This is a genomic window from Variovorax sp. LjRoot84 (assembly GCF_964254305.1).
Taxonomy (GTDB): domain Bacteria; phylum Pseudomonadota; class Gammaproteobacteria; order Burkholderiales; family Burkholderiaceae_C; genus Variovorax.
Window position 1 is genome coordinate 717,131 of the sequence record NZ_CAXUTE020000001.1, and the last position, 16,564, is coordinate 733,694.

Consider the following 16,564-nt stretch of genomic DNA (forward strand, 5'->3'; position numbering starts at 1 on the left):
TCTCCTGTGATCCGCGGGCCTGAAGACAAGCACCTACCATCGCGCTTTTGGAGCGAAAGCACAACCATGGACATCACCCTCCCGCTGCTCGGCATCGCCGGCGCCATGATCGTCGGCGCCATGAGCCCCGGCCCCAGCTTCGTCATGGTCGCGCGCACGGCGGTCGCCTCGCGCAGCGACGCACTGGCCGCGGCGCTCGGCATGGGGCTCGGCGACATCGCCTTCGCGGTGGCCGCGCTGGTCGGATTGCCGGCGGCCTTTCTCGCGGTGCCGGCGCTCTACCTCGCGATCAAGCTGCTCGGCGGGCTCTACCTGGTGTATCTCGGCATCCGCATCTGGCGCGGCGCGAAGCAACCTTTGGACGTCGCCGAGGCGCAGGCGCCGGGCGGCAACCGGCAGCCCGGCCGGCGTGCGCTGCTGCTGGGCCTGGCCACGCAGATCAGCAACCCGAAGACGGCCGTGGTCTACGCCAGCATCTTCGCGGCCTTCCTGCCGCGCGACGTGCCCCTGTCGCGGGCGCTGGCCTTGCCCGTCGTCATCTTCTGCATCGAGACCGGCTGGTATGCCATCGTGGCCTTGGCGCTGTCATCGGCCGCGCCGCGCTCGGCCTACCTGCGCTGCAAGACCTGGATCGACCGCGCGGCCGGCGGCATCATGGCGCTGCTCGGCGCCAAGCTCCTCTCTGCCGCGCGGGAGGTTTGAATCAAGAGAGTGCGCGCCTAGGCCCGATAGAAGTAGGGGTCGAGCACGGTGACTTCCGTGATGGTGTCCACCGGCAGGCTGTTGTCGCCCGCCGTCTCGCGGATCGCCTCCGGGTTCGGGCTGTCGTAGACGCAGAATGACTTGCGATGGTCCTTGCTCACATAGGAGTGGACCCAGGTCACGCCTCTCTTGGCGTTGTTGGCGATCACCATGCCGCAGGCTCGCGCGCCGACATCGGTCACCGGAATCTCCAGGCCTTCGGGAAAGGTGCGTTCGACCAGATAGCGAGGCATGTCTGCTCCTTGGTTGAGTGGCTACGGCAGGAATGCGCCGTCGGTCTCAGCTTAGTCGGCCATGCCTTTCGCGTCTGCCCGGGACTTGCCTAGCGTCGGCATCGCTCCGAGTTCCGCCTACCTACGTCAACGATGGCCGCGCTCTGACAGGAAGGTTCGCGATTTCGTGACGTCATGGCGCCATGACGCATTCGCTTTCCTTTTCCATATCCGCTTACGGCTGGCGCCGTGCGCTCGCAGCCATCTTCTGTGCGTTGATCGCAGCCTGCGGCGGGGGAGGCGGCGGGGGCGGGGGCGTGGCGGTGCTGCCGCCGGGCTCTACAGCGTCGACCCAGACCCCGCCGAGCGCGCCGGCCGACGGAGCGCTGCCCTCGACGCTGGTGACTTCCGTCCCCCCCGACACCTACGGCGCTTCTTCGGAGGGCCACCAGGCCTTTGCACTGCTGAACGCGGAGCGCGAGCGCTGCGGATTCGGCCTTCTCGCGCAGAACGCCCAGCTCGATGCCGCTGCCAAAGCGCACGCGGACTGGCAAATCGTGAACAACCAGTTGACCCACCAGGAGACGCCGGGCACGTCCGGCTTCACGGGCGTGAATCCGGTGGACAGGGTCTCGGCCGCGGGCTATTCGGCCGGCGGCGTGGGCGACGAAATCTCCAGCCTGTACTACTCCGGCTCGATCGCGGGCACGGGCGTCTTCGGCGTGCGGGCGCTGCTCGCGCTGCCGTACCACCAGGTCGGCATGCTGGGCGGCTTTCGCGACATCGGGATCGCGCTGCGCGGCAGCGATGAACTCGGCACCACTGCCATCTTCGGCCCGCGCACCGTGCAGCAGTTCAACCTGGGCTTCACGCCGGCCGCCGGCCGCCAGGAGCCTGCCAGCGACCAGGTGCTCACCTATCCCTGCGAAGGGACCAGCGGCGTCTTTTTCGAGATCACCAACGAGACCCCCAATCCTGTGCCGGGCCGCGACCTGCGGGCCAGCCCGCTTGGCCACGGCCTGCTGGTGGCCGTGCGAACCGGACAGACGCTCGCGATCTCCTCGGCATCGATGCAGACGCTGTCGGGGAACGTTCCCGTGGTGCTCCGGCCGGCCATGACCAGTGACAACGATCCGAACGGCGTGCTGGCTGCCAACAAGGCGCTGATCATTCCCGACGCCTCCTTGATGCCGAACACGGCCTACGCGGTGAGGATCGCCGGCACCAACGACGGCGTGTCCTTCGCCAGGAGCTTCAACTTTTCGACCGGCGCCGGCGCGGCCCGGTGAGGCTTGTGAGGTACCCGGCACGCTCCTAAGATGGGCCGGGTCGAATTTGCCAACGTCTGGAGAAGACCATGATGCCGATCGAGTCGAACGTCTCTCTTTCGCGGCGCACCGCGTTGCAGCTCGGGCTGGGTGGCCTCGGCGCGAGCATGCTGCCCGGATTCGCCGCCGCCCAGGGCGCCTGGCCCGCCAAGCCGGTCACGCTGGTGGTGGGTTATCCGCCCGGTGGGCAGACGGATTTCGCGGGGCGCATCCTCATCGCCGGCATGCAGAGCAGCCTGGGCCAGAGCGTGGTGATCGACAACAAGCCCGGCGTCAACGGCAACATTGCCACCGACTTCATCTCGAAGGCAGCGCCCGACGGCTACAGGCTGCTGGTGGGCAACGGCAGCAACATGGTGCTCAACCCGCACACCTACCGCAACACGCCGGTGGCGGATCCGCTCAAGCTCACGCCCATCGGCCTCACGCTGACCTCGTCGCTGATGCTGGTGGTGCCGGCCAGCCTGCCGGTCAAGAACCTCGAGGAATTCATCGCCTGGGTCAAGGCGCAGGACAAGGAGGGCAAGACCGTCGATTACGCGTCCGGCGGGCCCGGCAGCCTGGTGCAGACGGCGATGGAGCTGTTCCGCGAGCGCATCGGCAAGCCAAAGATGAGCCATGTGCCGTACAAGGGCAGCAGCCCGGCAATGACCGACCTGATCGCGGGGCGCGTCCCCTGCATGTTCGATGCCTCGTCCGTGGTCGCGCCCTTCCTCAAGTCCGGCCAGCTCAAGGCACTGATGGCGACCGGCCCCAAGCGCGTGCCGGCCTTCCCGGACGTGCCCACGGCCGCGGAGCGAGGCATCAAGGACTTCCAGGTCATCTCCTTCATCGGCCTGTACGGCCCGGCCGGCCTGAATGCCGACATCGTAAAGAAGGTCAACACGGCGATGAACAGCGCCCTCAAGGACCCGGGCGTGCAGAAGACCGTTGCCGACCGCGGCGACGAAGCCGGCGGCGGCACGCCCGAGCAGCTGGGGGCGCTGACGCGCGACTACTACAAGCTGCTGGGCGAGGTGGTCAAGGCCAACGACATTCGCGCCGAGTGAGGCGCCGGGCTTACTGGATCTTCACGATCTCCGCCTGCGGCTGCGCCTCGGGCGCCGCCGCGCCGGCGCGCATGAGCTTCTCGCCTTCGCGGAAGAAATACCAGCAGCCGTCGTCGGGCCTGCGCGCGTCGGTCAGCCGGCTCGGCGGCACGGGGTTGAACCTGGCGCAGAGGCTCCCGTCGTTCTTCAGCTCCCAGCGGCCCGAGCCGTTGCTGCTCGCGTTGCCGATGCTCTGGCTGTTGTAATAGATAAGGCCGCCGCTTCGCATGTCCCAGCGCATCAGGTAGCCCGCTGTGCTGTCCTTGAGGGTGTGCGTCTTGCCGACGAGGAGCTGCTCCACCTCGGCGCGGTCCAGGAACTTGCGCGCTGCCGAGGCGGGCGTGGTGCTGCTCGCGGGGGGCGATAGCGCGGCCACCTGTGGGGCCGGAAGTGCTGGCGGCTGTGCGGCCGGCTGTGGCGGCGGCGCCGGTGGCGGGATGGATGGCGGCGCCGTTGCGCGCCCGGCGTCGAGTTCGCGTTGCGCGCGCTCGAGCTGCTTCTCGAGTTCGTTCGGCTCGAAGCGCCGACCCGCGGGCTCGCGAACCTGAGGCTGCCGCGCCGCCTCGCGGCCCGGCTGCTCTTGGGCCGGCGGCGGGTTGCGTTGCGGGTTGAAGCTGAAGTTCGAGGTCAGCGAGGTGTTGACCCAGGGCAGCTGGCGTTCGCGGGTGTCGCGCAGCACCTTGACGCGCACGTTCTTGAACATCTGCTCGACCTCGAGGCCGGGGACCATCATCTCCACGGCCAGGTGCTTGGTGTAGACGCTGTTGCGGCCGCTCGGGCCGTCTTCGGCCGGCGCCCCGGGCGCCGAGGCGAATGCGATCAAGGTGCCGCGCGCACCCATCTCCGCCAGCCCGCCGGCGGAGCGGATGTTGCGCGTCTTGCCGGCGAAAGGATTGTCCCGGCAAGCATCGAGGATCACGATGCGCGGGTGCGAGCGTGCCTTCTCGATGCGACTCAGGAACAGCTCCTCGATGTCGACCGACTCGTCCTTGACCTCCTCCTGGTCGCGCAGGTTGATGTCGACCGGCAGCAGGTAGTTGCGGCCGTCGATCTGCACCCCGTGGCCGGCGTAGTACAGCACCGCGATGGCATCGTCCTCCTGCACCCGGCGCGCGAACTCGCGCAGCGCGCGCCTGAACTGCAGCACGTTGACATTGAGCTGCTCGTTGACATCGAAGCCCAGCTTGCGCAGGTTGTTCGCGATCAGCCGCGCGTCGTTCTCCGGGTTGTCCAGCGGCACCTTCGGATAGCGCGCATTGCCGATCACCAGCGCGATGCGCTTGTCGGCCGGCTGAGCCTGCGCAGGGGCGGCCGCCATCAGTGCAAATAGGACAAACCCCAGCACCAGCACCAGCATCCCGAGCAGCCGGCACACGACCGCGCCCATGTCGGCTGGATCGTCGGCGGCACGTGGGGCGGACATGCCAACGAATATCCGCCCGCGCCATCGCCATGGCAATTCGTATTTCTGCAGGGGCTCGTGCTTCATTGCGCCTAGCCCCTTAGCACTATCCCGGTCGCTGCGCCTAGGCCATTAGCCAGATTTGCCTGGCCTCCGGTGCGCCGGAAACTAGATGTTTCCACCCAGGCGGGAGCCCCCGCCGTCGACGGAGCGCGGATGAGTTGGCGAACTAAAGTGGTTTGGAGCGAGGGGATGCTGCTGCAGCCTCAGCACCTGCAGCAAAGCGAGCGCCATGCCGATCATGCGCGGCATCTTCTGTTGCGAAGCACCACGCCATATGCCTGGGGTTTTGCCGAGCTCGAGATCGACCAGGCCGCGCTCTCGCTGGGCAAGCTGGCGCTGGTGCGCGCAGTAGGCGTGTTCGGCGACGGCACCGTGTTCGACATGCCGGCGGTCGATCCGCTGCCCGAACCCATCGACATCTCGAGCACGATGCGCGACGAGGCCGTCGTGCTGGCCCTGCCGCTGCGCCGCGCGGGCGCGCGCGAGGCCGATGCCGAGGCGTACGACGACCTGGTGCGCCATCGCGTGCTGGAGTCCGACGTGCCCGATTCCAACACCGCCGGCGAACGCACCGCGATGTTGCAACTGGGCCAGCTGCACACCCGCCTGATGCGCGCCGGCGACGCGACCGATGCCTGGACCACGCTCAATGTCTCGCGTGTGGTCGAGCGGCGCGTCGACAACCAGGTGCAGCTCGATCGCGTGCTGCTGCCGCCGCTGCTCGACGTGGCGGGCCATGCCGTCATCCGCGCGTGGCTCGACGAGCTCCTGGGCCTGTTGCGCCAGCGCGGCGAGGCGCTGGCCGGGCGCATGAGCCAGGGCGGCACCGGCGGCGTGGCCGAGATCGCGGACTTCATGTTGCTGCAGACGGTCAATCGCAACGAGGCCGTGTTCGCGCACCTGGCCAAGAGCGCCATGCTGCACCCGCAGCGTTTCTACGAACACGCGCTGGCGCTGGCCGGCGACCTGGCGAGCTTTCGCGATTCGCGCCGCGTCGCGCGCTTCGGGCCTTACGTGCATGACGACCTGGCGATGAGCTTCAAGCCGGTGATGGACGACCTGCGGCGCAGCCTGTCGATGGTGCTGGAGCAATCGGCCATCCGCATCGAGCTGCACGACCGCAAGCACGGCGTGCGCGTGGCCGTGATTCCCGATGTCGAGCTGCAGCGCAACGCCACATTCGTGCTCGCGGTCAACGCGCAGATGCCGAGCGAGGCTCTGCGCGCGCGCTTCCCCACGCAGGTGAAGATCGCGCCGGTGGAGCGCATCCGCGACCTGGTCAACCTCGCGCTGCCGGGCGTCACGCTGATGCCGCTGCCGGTGGCGCCGCGGCAGATCCCCTTTCATTCGGGCGCCAACTACTTCGAACTCGACACGCGCAACAGCGACCTCTGGCGCCAGCTCGAACAGTCGGGCGGCGTCGCGATGCATATCGCAGGCGACTTCCCCGGCCTCGACCTCGCGTTCTGGGCCATTCGCTCGTAATCGTCTCGCCCGCGCCCCTGCCGGAGCACCACCATGACAACCCCGGACCCCTTCGCCGCCTTCGAGTCGGAGCGCACGGTCATCAAGCCCAAGCCGCGCGCGCCTGGGGGCAACACGCCGGCCGTGCCGCCCACGTCGATGGGCGGTGGCGCCGATCCGCTGCCGGCCGAAGTGGGCGAGCTGGGCTTGCTCAATCCGCTGGTGTCGGCCGCGGCGAAGCTGCTGGTGCTGATAGGCAAGCTGCGCAATCTGGCGCAAGCGCCCAACGTGCAGTCGCTACGGGCATCGACGGCCGATGCGGTGAACCAGTTCGACGCCGCCGCGCGCCGCGCCGGCATCTCCAACGAAACGGTGCTGGCCGCGCGCTACATCCTGTGCACCGCACTCGACGAGGCAGTGGCCAACACGCCCTGGGGCGTGCAGGGCGGCTGGAACAAGCAGAGCCTCCTGGTGCAGTTCCACAACGAGACCTGGGGCGGCGAAAAGATCTTCCAGCTCCTGGCCAAGCTCGCGCAGGACGTGCCCACGCATCGGCAACTGCTCGAGTTGATCTACAGCGTGCTCGCGCTCGGCTTCGAAGGCCGCTACCGCGTGATCGACAACGGCCGCGCGCAGCTCGACACCGTGCGCCAGCGCCTGGTCGACCTGATCGCCAAGGACCGCCCGCCGGTCGAAGCCGAGCTCTCGCCGCACTGGCGCGGACAAGGCACAGGCTCGGCGCGCTTGCGCGAGTCGCTGCCGATGTGGGTGTTCGCGGCCGGCTTCGCGCTCTTGCTGGCGCTCGCATGGTTCGGCCTGCGGCTCACGCTCAACCACCGCTCCGACACCACCTACGCGGCGGTCTCCAGCCTGCGCGTGCCCAACTTGCAGATCGCGCCGCCCGCCATCCTGGCCAAGTCGCCGCGGCTCGCGAAGTTCCTCGAGCCCGAGATCAAGCAGGGCCTGGTCACCGTCACCGACGAGGCCGACCGCAGCACCGTGCGGCTGCGCGGCGACAGCTTCTTCGGCTCCGGCAGCGCGGACCCGATGGCGCAGTCGCTGCCGGTGCTGAAGCGCATCGGCGAAGCGCTGGCCGAGGTCAAGGGCGAGGTGCTGATCACCGGCCATTCCGACAACCAGCCGATCCGCTCGATGCGCTATCCGTCCAACTGGCATCTCTCGGCCGCGCGCGCCGATGCGGTGAAGGGCGCGCTCTCCAGCTTCATCGAGCCGGCCCGCATGCGCGCCGACGGCAAGGCCGATGCGGAGCCGGTCGCGGCCAACGACACGCCGGCCAACCGCGCGCGCAACCGCCGCGTCGACATCGTGCTCCTGAGCCCGCCGGACCAGGTGGCCGCCGAACTCGCGGGAGCGAAGCGATGAAAAAGCTCTTCGGATGGCTCTTCCATCCCCTCCTGTTGACCGCGCTGGCGCTGGTCGTCGTCGCGCTGCTGATCTGGTGGATCGGCCCGCTGATCAAGATCGGCGCGCTGGCCCCGCTCGAAAGCGAACTCGCGCGCGCGGTGTTGATCGGCATCATCGTGCTGCTGGTGGTGCTGCGCGCCGTCTACCGCCGCTGGCGCACGCGCAAGGCCAGCCAGCATCTGACCGACGGCCTCATGAAGGCGCCCACCGCGCAGCCCGCGGCGGCCGCCGACAACGGCGAGCAGAAGGTGCTCAACACGCGCTTCACCGAGGCCGTGGCCACCTTGAAGCAGATGCGCCTGCACGCGGCCGGCAAGAAGCCCGGCTGGCGTGACTGGCTCTCGCTCTCGGGCGGCAGCTACCTCTACGACCTGCCGTGGTACGTGTTCATCGGCGCGCCCGGCGCCGGCAAGACCACGGCGCTGATCAACTCCGGCCTCTCGTTCCCTCTGGCCGACAAGTTCGGCCCCGGCGCCATCCGCGGCGTCGGCGGCACGCGCAACTGCGACTGGTGGTTCACCGACGACGCGGTGCTGATCGACACCGCCGGCCGCTACACCACGCAAGACAGTCACCAGACGGAAGACAAGAGCGCATGGGAAGGCTTCCTCGGCCTGCTCAAGAAAGTGCGGCCGCGGCGCCCGCTCAACGGCGTGTTCCTCACCGTCAGCGTGGCCGACCTGCTGAGCCAGGGCACCGAGGCGCGCAGCACGCTCGCGGCCTCGATCCGCGCGCGGCTGCTGGAGCTCGACGCCAAGCTCACGACGCGCCTGCCCGTCTACGTGTTCGTGACCAAGAGCGACCTGCTCTACGGCTTCAGCGAATACTTCGCCGATCTGGGCAAGGAGCAGCGCGCGCAGGTCTTCGGTTTTACGCTGCCGGCCGAGGAGGGCGCGCAGGTCGACGAGAAGGGGCTCGCCACCGCCTTCCAGCGCGAGTTCGGCTTGCTGCACGATCGCGTCAACGACGCCTTGATCCAGCGCATGCAGCGCGAGACCGACGGCACGCGGCGCGCCGCGATCTTCGGCTTTCCGGCGCAGTTCGGCTCCATCGGGCCGCTGTTGTCCGACCTGCTCGAGCAGGTCTTCACCGGCTCGCGCTTCGCGCAGCCGCCGTGGGTGCGCGGCGTCTACTTCACCAGCGGCACACAGGAAGGCAGCCCGATCGACCGCGTGATGGGCAGCCTCGCGCGCAGCTTCGGGCTCGAACGCGCCATGCTCCCGCCGCAGAAGAGCAGCGGGCGCAGCTACTTCCTCACCTCGCTGCTGCGCGACGTGGTGTTTCCCGAGCAGCGCCTCGCCGGCGCCGACGTCAAGCTCGAACGCCGCCGCAACACGCTGCGTCTGGCCGGCGTGGCCGCGATGACGCTGATCACCGTCGCCCTGCTCGCGGGCTGGGGCTACAGCACCTGGCAGAACATGAACTACCTGAAGGCCGTCGAGGCGCGCGTCGAGCCGGCGCGGCAGACGCTGGCAGCGCTGCCTTCGCGCGTGTCGAACCTGGTCGAGGTCGCGCCGGTGCTGCAGGCGCTGCGCAACATCTGGAAGGCGCCCGAGAACCGCGAAGGCGAGGAGCCGCTGTCGATGACGCTCGGCCTCTACCAGGGCGACAAGCTCGATGCCGCCGCGATGCTGGCGCACCAGCGCGCGCTCAACGAGGCCTTCCTGCCGCAGCTCGCCAAGCGCATCGAGGACCAGCTGCGCACCGCGCAGAAGGACAACCTCGAGTTCAGCTACGAGGCGCTCAAGACCTACCTGATGCTGCACCAGCCCGAGCGTTTCGATGCCGATGCGCTCAAGGCCTGGATCACGCTCGACTGGGCGCGCAGCCTCGACCGCGGCATTCCCGAAGAACAGCGCAAGCTGCTCGAGGACCAGCTGGACGTGCTGATCGCGCAGGGCCCGCCGCGCTCGCCGCTCAAGATGGACGAGAACCTGGTGCGCAACGTGCGCGCGGTGCTCGCGAGCTATCCGCTGGAGCAGCGCGTGTTCAGCCGCTTGAAGCGCCAGCGCCTCGGCAAGGACATCCCGCCCTTCAGCGTCGCGACCGCCGCCGGCCCCGCGGGCCCGCTGGTGTTCGAGCGCATCAGCGGCAAGCCGCTCGCCGACGGCGTGCCGGGCATGTTCACCTACGACGGCTACCACAAGCGCTTCCAGAACGAGGTCACGGTGCTCACCGGCCTGCTCGCCAACGAGGACCCGTGGGTGCTCGGCCAGGAGCGCGGCACGGCCGACCGCCTGCGTGACGCCGCCGCGCTCGGCGCGCTGACCGACCGCGTGCGCCGGCTCTACCTCGAGGAATACGTCAAGGTGTGGGAGGCGCTCCTGTCCGATGTGCGCCTGGTGCGCGCCACCGGCCTGGAGAAGAACATCGAGACCGCGCGCATCCTCTCGGGCACCGGCTCGCCGCTCGCCAGCTTCCTGCGCGCGGTGGTCAAGGAGACCACGCTGACGCCGGCCGAGACCAGCAGGGACGTGGTGAGCAAGGCCACCGAGACCGTGCGCAACACGCGCAAGGGCCTGGAAGACCTGTTCGGCGGCGACCCCAGCAAGCCGGCGGCCGCGCCCAGGCGCATCGAGAGCATCGTCGACGACCGCTTCGAGCCGCTGCGCCGCCTCGTCACCTCGCCCACGCCGAACGGGCCGGCGCCGATCGACGATGCGCTCAAGCTCTTCAACGAGGTCTACGTCTACCTCAACGCAGTCGACACCGCGGTCAAGAGCCGCAGCTCGCCGCCGCCCGGCGACGTGGCCGGCAAGCTCAAGTCCGATGCCGGGCGCTTGCCGGAACCGGTGCGCACCATGGTCGAGAACCTGAGCCAGGCCGGCGCCACGCAGGCGCGCGTGGCCGAGCGCGGCAGCCTGAGCCAGGACCTGCGTCCGGTGACGGAGTTCTGCACCCGCGCGATCGCCGGGCGCTATCCCTTCGTCACCAGCAGCAAGCGCGACGTGCTGCCCGAGGACTTCGGCCAGATGTTCGGTCCCGGCGGCCTGATGGACGACTTCTTCCAGAAGCGGCTGGCTGCGCTGGTCGACACCAGCACGCGGCCCTGGCGCTACAAGCCGGTGGCGGAGCAGGGCGCGATCACGGCGCAGGCGATCGCGCAGTTCGAGCGCGCGGCGCGCATCAAGGACATCTTCTTCCGCGCCGCCGGCCGCACGCCCGCTATGCGGCTGGACTTTAAGCCGGTCGAGATGGATGCCGGCATCACGCAGTTCATCCTCGACGTCGACGGCCAGCTCGTGAAATACGCGCACGGCCCGGTGGTGCCGATGGCGGTGCAATGGCCCGGCCCCAAGGGCAGCAACCAGGTGCGCGTGCAGGTCAGCCCGCCATCGACCAGCGGCAGCTCGGGCATGGCGGTCGACGGGCCGTGGGCCCTGTTCCGCGTGCTCGACGACGGCCAGCTCGAAGCCGGCGACGCGCCCGAGAAATTCTTCATCACCTTCCAGATCGGTGCCCGCAAAACGCGCTTCGAGGTGACGACCAACAGCGTGCAGCATCCGATCCGCTTGCGCGAGCTGCGGGAGTTCGCGTGTCCGGAGGGCTTGTGAATTCGCAACAGGATGCCGCCTCGAACATGGCGCCGGGCTGGTTTGGCAAGCTGCCCGGCATGGGCGACTTTGCGAGCCGCCGTCTGCCCGAGCCCTTCCGCAACGCCTGGGACCGCTGGCTGCAGCATGGGCTCACGCGGCTGCGCGCGCGGCGCGAAGACTGGACCGAGCGCTATCTCCAGGCGCCGCTCTGGTGCTTCGTGCTCGGCGAGGGCGTGATCGGCGCCGGCGGCTGGCTCGGCGTGATGATGCCCTCGGTCGACGGCGTGGGGCGCTACTTTCCCTTCACAATCGCAGCCGAGCTGGTGTCCTCGCGCCCCGAGCTGCATGGCGCTGTGCTGGCGCGCACGCAGCACTGGTGGACGCTGGCCGCGCAGGCCGCGCTCGAAGGGCTGGAGCACGATCTCGATGCGCAGCGCTTCGATGCGCGCCTGCAGGAATTGTTTGCGGGCTTTACGGCCGAGGCGGGCGAGGGCGACGGGCCGTCGCTGGCGCTGCCGGTGGCGCGCCACTCGCTGTGGTTCACCGATCCGGTGGCCGAGCGAGGCCCGGGCATGACCAGCCAGGGCCTGCCGCAGGATGACCAGTTCGATGCGCTGTTCGGCTTTGGACCCGATGCCGCGGCGCAGGAAGGGGGGGCAGCATGAGCCGCCGGGCCGCTCCCAAGGCGAATACCGCAGTGCGTAGCACGGAGCTTAGCCAATGAGCCCCGACGACGACCGGCCGCCAGGCACACCGCCGCAAGAAGGCGACGACCGCACGCAGGTCGTCACCGGCCGGCCTGCTGCGCCCACGCCGGACGAGGGCGCGACCGTCATCTCCGGCGGCGCCGCGCTGCCGGCGAGCGAGATGCCCACCGTGGCCGGCATCACGCGCGCCGAGAAGGCGCCGAGCAACGCCGAGGCCGGGTTGCTGCCGGTGGGCAGCCGGCTCGCCGAATTCGAGGTCACGCGCATCGTCGGGCAGGGCGGCTTCGGCGTCGTCTACGAGGCCTGGGACCCGACGCTCGAACGCGTGGTCGCGATCAAGGAATACCTGCCGACCTCGCTCTCGACGCGCCAGCTGGACGGCACGGTCGCGCCGCTGTCGGAGCGGCACCGCGAGACCTTCGAGCTCGGCATGCGCAGCTTCATCAACGAGGCGCGCCTCCTGGCCCAGTTCGACCATCCCTCGCTGCTCAAGGTCTACCGCTTCTGGCAGGAGCGCGGCACCACCTACATGGTGATGCCCTTCTACCGCGGCGACACGCTGCGCCAGGCGCTGGCTGCCATGACGGGAGGCGTCGACGAAGCCTGGCTGATGCGCATCATGGACGGCGTGACGCAGGCGCTCGCGGTGATGCACCACGCCCACTGCTACCACCGCGACATCGCGCCCGATAACATCATCCTGCTCGAAGGCTCGGGCCGTCCCGTGGTGCTGGACTTCGGCGCCGCGCGGCGCGTGATCACCGACAAGACGCAGGCGATCACGGTCATCCTCAAGCCCGGCTACGCGCCGATCGAGCAGTACGCCGAGATGCCCGACATGTCGCAGGGCGCGTGGACCGATGTCTATGCGCTCGCGGCCGTGATGCACGTGGCCGTCTGCGGCCGCGCGCCGCCGCCCTCGGTCGCGCGCCTCCTGGCCGACAGCTATGTGCCGCTGGCAGGCAACGAGGCGCTGCTACAGCGCTACAGCCCCGGGCTGCTCGCGGCCATCGATGCCGGCCTGGGCGTGCGGCCCGAATCGAGGCCGCAGTCGATGGAAGCGCTGCGTGCGGCGCTGGGTCTGGATGGCGACCGGACGGTGATCCGTGCGCCGGCGCCGGCACCCGCGGCGGCACCGGGTGGACGTACCGGCAGCGCGAGTCCTGCGGCACCCGCGCCCGCGCCGGCTCCCAAGGGCAAGGGCGCGGCCATCGCCGCCGTGGCCTCCGTGGCCGTCATTGCCGCCGCGGGCGGATGGTGGTGGTTCCAGGGCAAGCCGGCCGACACGACGCCGGCCGGCGCAGCGCCGCCGCCGTCCACCGAAGTCGCGCAGACGCCGGCGCCTCCACCTCCACCGCCCCCGCCACCACCCAAGGTGCGCACGCCGGGCGAGTCATTGCAGTCGCTGGCCGAAGGCGTCGCGCCGGGCTTCGAGGTGACGGCGAACCCGCGCAAGGCCGAGGTCGCGATCGGCAAGGACAGGCTGGGCTTCGAAGTGCGCAGCAAGCGCGAAGGCTTCGTCTACGTCTACCTGCTGTCCAGCGGCGGCGAGCTGTTCCTGCTGTTCCCGAACCTGCTCGACAAGTACAACAAGATCGGCGCCGGTGCTGCGTTGTCGCTGCCGCGCGCTTCGTGGCCGATGGACGCGGGTGGGCCGGCCGGCATCAACCAGTTCGCGGTGCTGGTCAGTGAGCACGAGCGCGACTTCAGCGCCTCGGGCATCCAGAACGACGGCGTGTTCCCACAGTTCCCGCTGCCCGTGCTGGCAGCGCTCGAGGCCGCGCGCGGCAGCGGGCCGCCGCCGCTCGCGGGCAAGCCGGTGTGCGCGCCCAACACACCGTGCAACGACGTCTATGGCAGCGCGTTTTTCAAAATCACCGAGAAGTAATCGTCTGTGGGGCAGCGGCCCGTCAGGCCCCGCCCCCCAGACCAGGAGTTCTTCATGAACAAGCCTTCCTCACTGCCCTTCGCTTCACCCGCCCGCTGGGGTGCCGCCGCCGTCGCGATGGCCGCGCTGGCGGCCTGCGGCACGATGCCGGGGGTCAGCTCCACAAGCTCCACACCGGCCACGGCCAGTGCCCCCGCCGTCGCGCCCGCGGCAGCCGCGGCTGCGCAGGTCACGCCCGCGCCCTCCGCCTCGCGCCCGGCTTCGACCAGCGCCGGCGCCAGCGTGGCCGGCCAGTCGCGCACCTTCTCGACCCAGCTCGCCACCTACACCTCGGTGGGCTTCGACGCCGTGCCGGGCTGGGGCCGCGACGATTTCGCCGAAAGCTGGCCTGCCTTCCTCGGCAGCTGCAAGGTGCTGACCGGCCGCGGCACCGAATGGCGGCAGGTCTGCGATCGCGCGCGCGCCGTCGACGACAAGAGCAATCCGGCCATCCGCGGCTTCTTCGAGCGCGAGTTCTCGGCCTACCAGATCCGCGACGACGACCGCCGGCCCGACGGCGTGGTCACCGGTTACTTCGAGCCCGAGATCACCGGCAGCCGGCAGTACGCGCCGCCCTTCATCTATCCGGTGTACGGCCAGCCCGAAGACATGCTGTTCGCCGATGCGCGCAAGCTGCCGGCCGGCAGCGGCACGGTGGCGGCGCGCGTCGAAGGCCGCAACGTGGTGGTGCAGAGCGGCCTCAGCACGCGCGACATGGGCGCGCCGGGCCTCTATGCGCTCGACCTCTCGGCCATCACGCGCGACACGCTGGACCGCAAGGTACGCCTGCGCATCGAGGGCAGGCGCCTGCTGCCCTACTACACGCGCGAAGAGATCGAGACCAAGGGCGCGCCCAACGCGCGCGTGCTGGCCTTCGTGAACAGCGCCACCGCGCTCTACGAGATGCAGATCCAGGGCTCGGGCCGAATCCGGCTGCCCAACGGCGACGTGATCCGCGTCGCCTATGCCGAACAGAACGGCCAGCCCTTCCGGCCGACGCTGGCGCAGTCCTCCTCGGGCAAGACGCGCAGTCCCGTCAAGGTGCGCGGCGGCGCGATCGAGCTCGAACTCGACGACGGCGATGACGACGAGGACAGCAACGACACCTCGGTGATCCGCACCCGCGGCTTCACGCTCGCGCGTCCCGTCAACAGCGGCGCGGTCATGGTGCCGGGGCGGCGCGTGGCCGGGCCGGTGATCGGCACCGGCATCAAGGACCCGAGCTATGTGTTCTTCAAGGAGTCGCCGGGCAGCGGCGGCGGGCCGGTCGGTGCCTTCGGCGTGCCGCTGTCGGCCGGCCGCTCGATCGCAGTCGATCCGCGCAGCACGCCGCTGGGCTATCCGGTCTTCGTCTCCACGCGCGCGCCCGGCACCGGCACGCCGATGCAGCGCCTCACCATCGCGCAGGACACCGGCGGCGCGATCCGCGGCGCGGTGCGGGCCGACTATTTCTTCGGCAACGGCCAGCAGGCCGCGACCCAGGCCCGGCGCATGAAGGAGCGCGGCCAGCTGTGGATCCTGCTGCCGCGCGGCCTCGCGGTGGCGGCGGCCGCGACCTCGACCATTCGCACGCGTGGGGCGGCGGTCGGTGCTGACTTGCCGCAATGCCTTGTGCCTGAAGAAGGCGCGTGCGTCGATGACTAGGAACGCCGCAAGGCTGATGGGCGCGTCGGCGGGCGGTATGCCCAGTGTCGGCCGACCCCTCACCCTAGCCCTCTCCCGGAGGGAGAGGGAACAAGGCAGAACGCGTCACGCGCAGGTCTTACTCCCTCTCCCTCCGGGAGTGGGCGTGTGTGAGGGCGCCGGGCCTTCGAAGCGCACGCAGCCGCCGCATACCGGGCGGACAGCCCAACGGGCAAAGACACCGTAGTCGCGAAACACACCATGCAAGAGACCCTGTCTTCGGAGCAAAGCGTCGAACTCGTCCGCCTCTGGCGGCGCAGGCAGACGCTGTCCCCCGACGAGATGGGCGAGATGTACCGCATCGTCGGCGGCGCGCTGCGCAGCTGCAACCCGCCCGAGCTGCGCGTGCTCGGCGAGGGCCGTCAGGAACTGGTGGCGCAGTTCATCTACGTCAAGGTGCTGCGGCTCGATGCCGATCCGGACGAAGCGGACGATGCCGCGCGCGGCGAGGCCGCGAGCCACAGCGCGCCGTCGAGCGCCTTCGCGCTGTGTGCCTACTTCCGGCGCTACCTGATCGACTGCACGCGCGCGAGCGCCTTCCGCCGCAAGCTCTCGATCGGCGACCAGATCACCGAGAGCCAGCTCGAGGCGCAGGTTGGCGCGGCCGACAACGCGCAAGACGAACTGGCCGAGCACGGCCTCAACGCGCCGTCGGTGCATGCCGCGGCGCGCGCCTTCATCGCGGGTCTGCCCGAGCCCGAGCGCATCCTTTTGTGCGAAGGCTTCGGCCGCGAGGCGGCGGGCGGGCTGTCGGGCGTGGCCTCGCGCCACGCCATCGCCTCCTACCACTACCGCGCCGGCCGGCTCGGCCTCGTGCACAAGCGCGAAGGCCTGCCGGCTGACTATGCGCGCACCACGCTGGGCCAGTGGATCACGCAGACCCTGGGCATCGCGATCGAGGCCGGCAACATGGGCGCGATCCTGCAGGTTTTCAAAATCCTGGGCGCTGAAGCGTCTTATGCCTGAA

General features: G+C 69.7%; 12 protein-coding genes. 10 read left to right on the top strand and 2 right to left on the bottom strand.

Annotated elements, in window-relative coordinates:
- Positions 1 to 66: 66 nt before the first annotated feature.
- On the top strand, positions 67 to 702 hold the full coding sequence (locus ACSQ9I_RS03685; protein WP_436312313.1) for a LysE family translocator: 636 nt from the start codon (positions 67 to 69) through the stop codon (positions 700 to 702).
- Positions 703 to 719: 17 nt separating this feature from the next.
- On the opposite strand, the gene ACSQ9I_RS03690 is transcribed toward ACSQ9I_RS03685, so the two are convergent.
- Positions 720 to 995, bottom strand: a complete 276-nt coding sequence (locus ACSQ9I_RS03690; RefSeq protein ID WP_093110740.1) for a DUF4242 domain-containing protein — start codon at positions 993 to 995, stop codon at positions 720 to 722.
- A gap of 182 nt (positions 996 to 1,177) precedes the next feature.
- Here ACSQ9I_RS03690 and ACSQ9I_RS03695 point away from each other — a divergent pair, with 182 nt between their 5' ends.
- Together ACSQ9I_RS03695 and ACSQ9I_RS03700 are read left to right on the top strand one after the other, a co-directional pair.
- Positions 1,178 to 2,263 carry a CAP domain-containing protein gene (locus tag ACSQ9I_RS03695; protein WP_436312314.1) on the top strand — a complete coding sequence of 362 codons (1,086 nt, stop codon included), beginning with the start codon at positions 1,178 to 1,180 and terminating at the stop codon, positions 2,261 to 2,263.
- Positions 2,264 to 2,331: 68 nt separating this feature from the next.
- Positions 2,332 to 3,351, top strand: a complete 1,020-nt coding sequence (locus tag ACSQ9I_RS03700; protein WP_436295301.1) for a Bug family tripartite tricarboxylate transporter substrate binding protein — start codon at positions 2,332 to 2,334, stop codon at positions 3,349 to 3,351.
- Positions 3,352 to 3,361: 10 nt separating this feature from the next.
- Here ACSQ9I_RS03700 and ACSQ9I_RS03705 read toward each other — a convergent pair whose 3' ends face one another.
- A complete protein-coding gene (locus ACSQ9I_RS03705; RefSeq protein WP_436312315.1) occupies positions 3,362 to 4,813 on the bottom strand; it encodes a caspase family protein in 1,452 nt (483 codons plus the stop codon).
- Between the two features lie 195 nt (positions 4,814 to 5,008).
- On the opposite strand from ACSQ9I_RS03705, the gene tssK reads away from it, so the two are divergent.
- From tssK to ACSQ9I_RS03740, 7 genes are all read left to right on the top strand, one after another.
- Entirely contained in the window at positions 5,009 to 6,340 is a 1,332-nt protein-coding gene (gene tssK, locus ACSQ9I_RS03710) for a type VI secretion system baseplate subunit TssK (RefSeq protein ID WP_436312316.1), read from the top strand.
- 33 nt (positions 6,341 to 6,373) lie between these two features.
- Positions 6,374 to 7,702 carry a DotU family type VI secretion system protein gene (locus ACSQ9I_RS03715; protein WP_436312317.1) on the top strand — a complete coding sequence of 443 codons (1,329 nt, stop codon included), beginning with the start codon at positions 6,374 to 6,376 and terminating at the stop codon, positions 7,700 to 7,702.
- On the top strand, positions 7,699 to 11,298 hold the full coding sequence (gene tssM / locus ACSQ9I_RS03720; RefSeq protein WP_436312318.1) for a type VI secretion system membrane subunit TssM: 3,600 nt from the start codon (positions 7,699 to 7,701) through the stop codon (positions 11,296 to 11,298). The genes ACSQ9I_RS03715 and tssM overlap by 4 nt, the downstream gene beginning before the upstream one ends.
- Positions 11,295 to 11,945 (top strand): type VI secretion system-associated protein TagF, encoded by a 651-nt coding sequence (tagF, locus tag ACSQ9I_RS03725; protein ID WP_436302724.1) that lies wholly within the window; start codon positions 11,295 to 11,297, stop codon positions 11,943 to 11,945. The genes tssM and tagF overlap by 4 nt, the downstream gene beginning before the upstream one ends.
- Positions 11,946 to 12,000: 55 nt before the next feature.
- Positions 12,001 to 13,875, top strand: a complete 1,875-nt coding sequence (locus ACSQ9I_RS03730) for a protein kinase domain-containing protein (protein WP_436312319.1) — start codon at positions 12,001 to 12,003, stop codon at positions 13,873 to 13,875.
- 54 nt (positions 13,876 to 13,929) lie between these two features.
- Positions 13,930 to 15,558, top strand: coding sequence for a murein transglycosylase A (gene mltA, locus ACSQ9I_RS03735; protein WP_436312320.1), 1,629 nt, complete (start codon positions 13,930 to 13,932; stop codon positions 15,556 to 15,558).
- A 240-nt stretch (positions 15,559 to 15,798) separates the two neighbouring features.
- On the top strand, positions 15,799 to 16,563 hold the full coding sequence (locus ACSQ9I_RS03740; RefSeq protein WP_436312321.1) for a hypothetical protein: 765 nt from the start codon (positions 15,799 to 15,801) through the stop codon (positions 16,561 to 16,563).
- Position 16,564 lies beyond the last annotated feature (1 nt).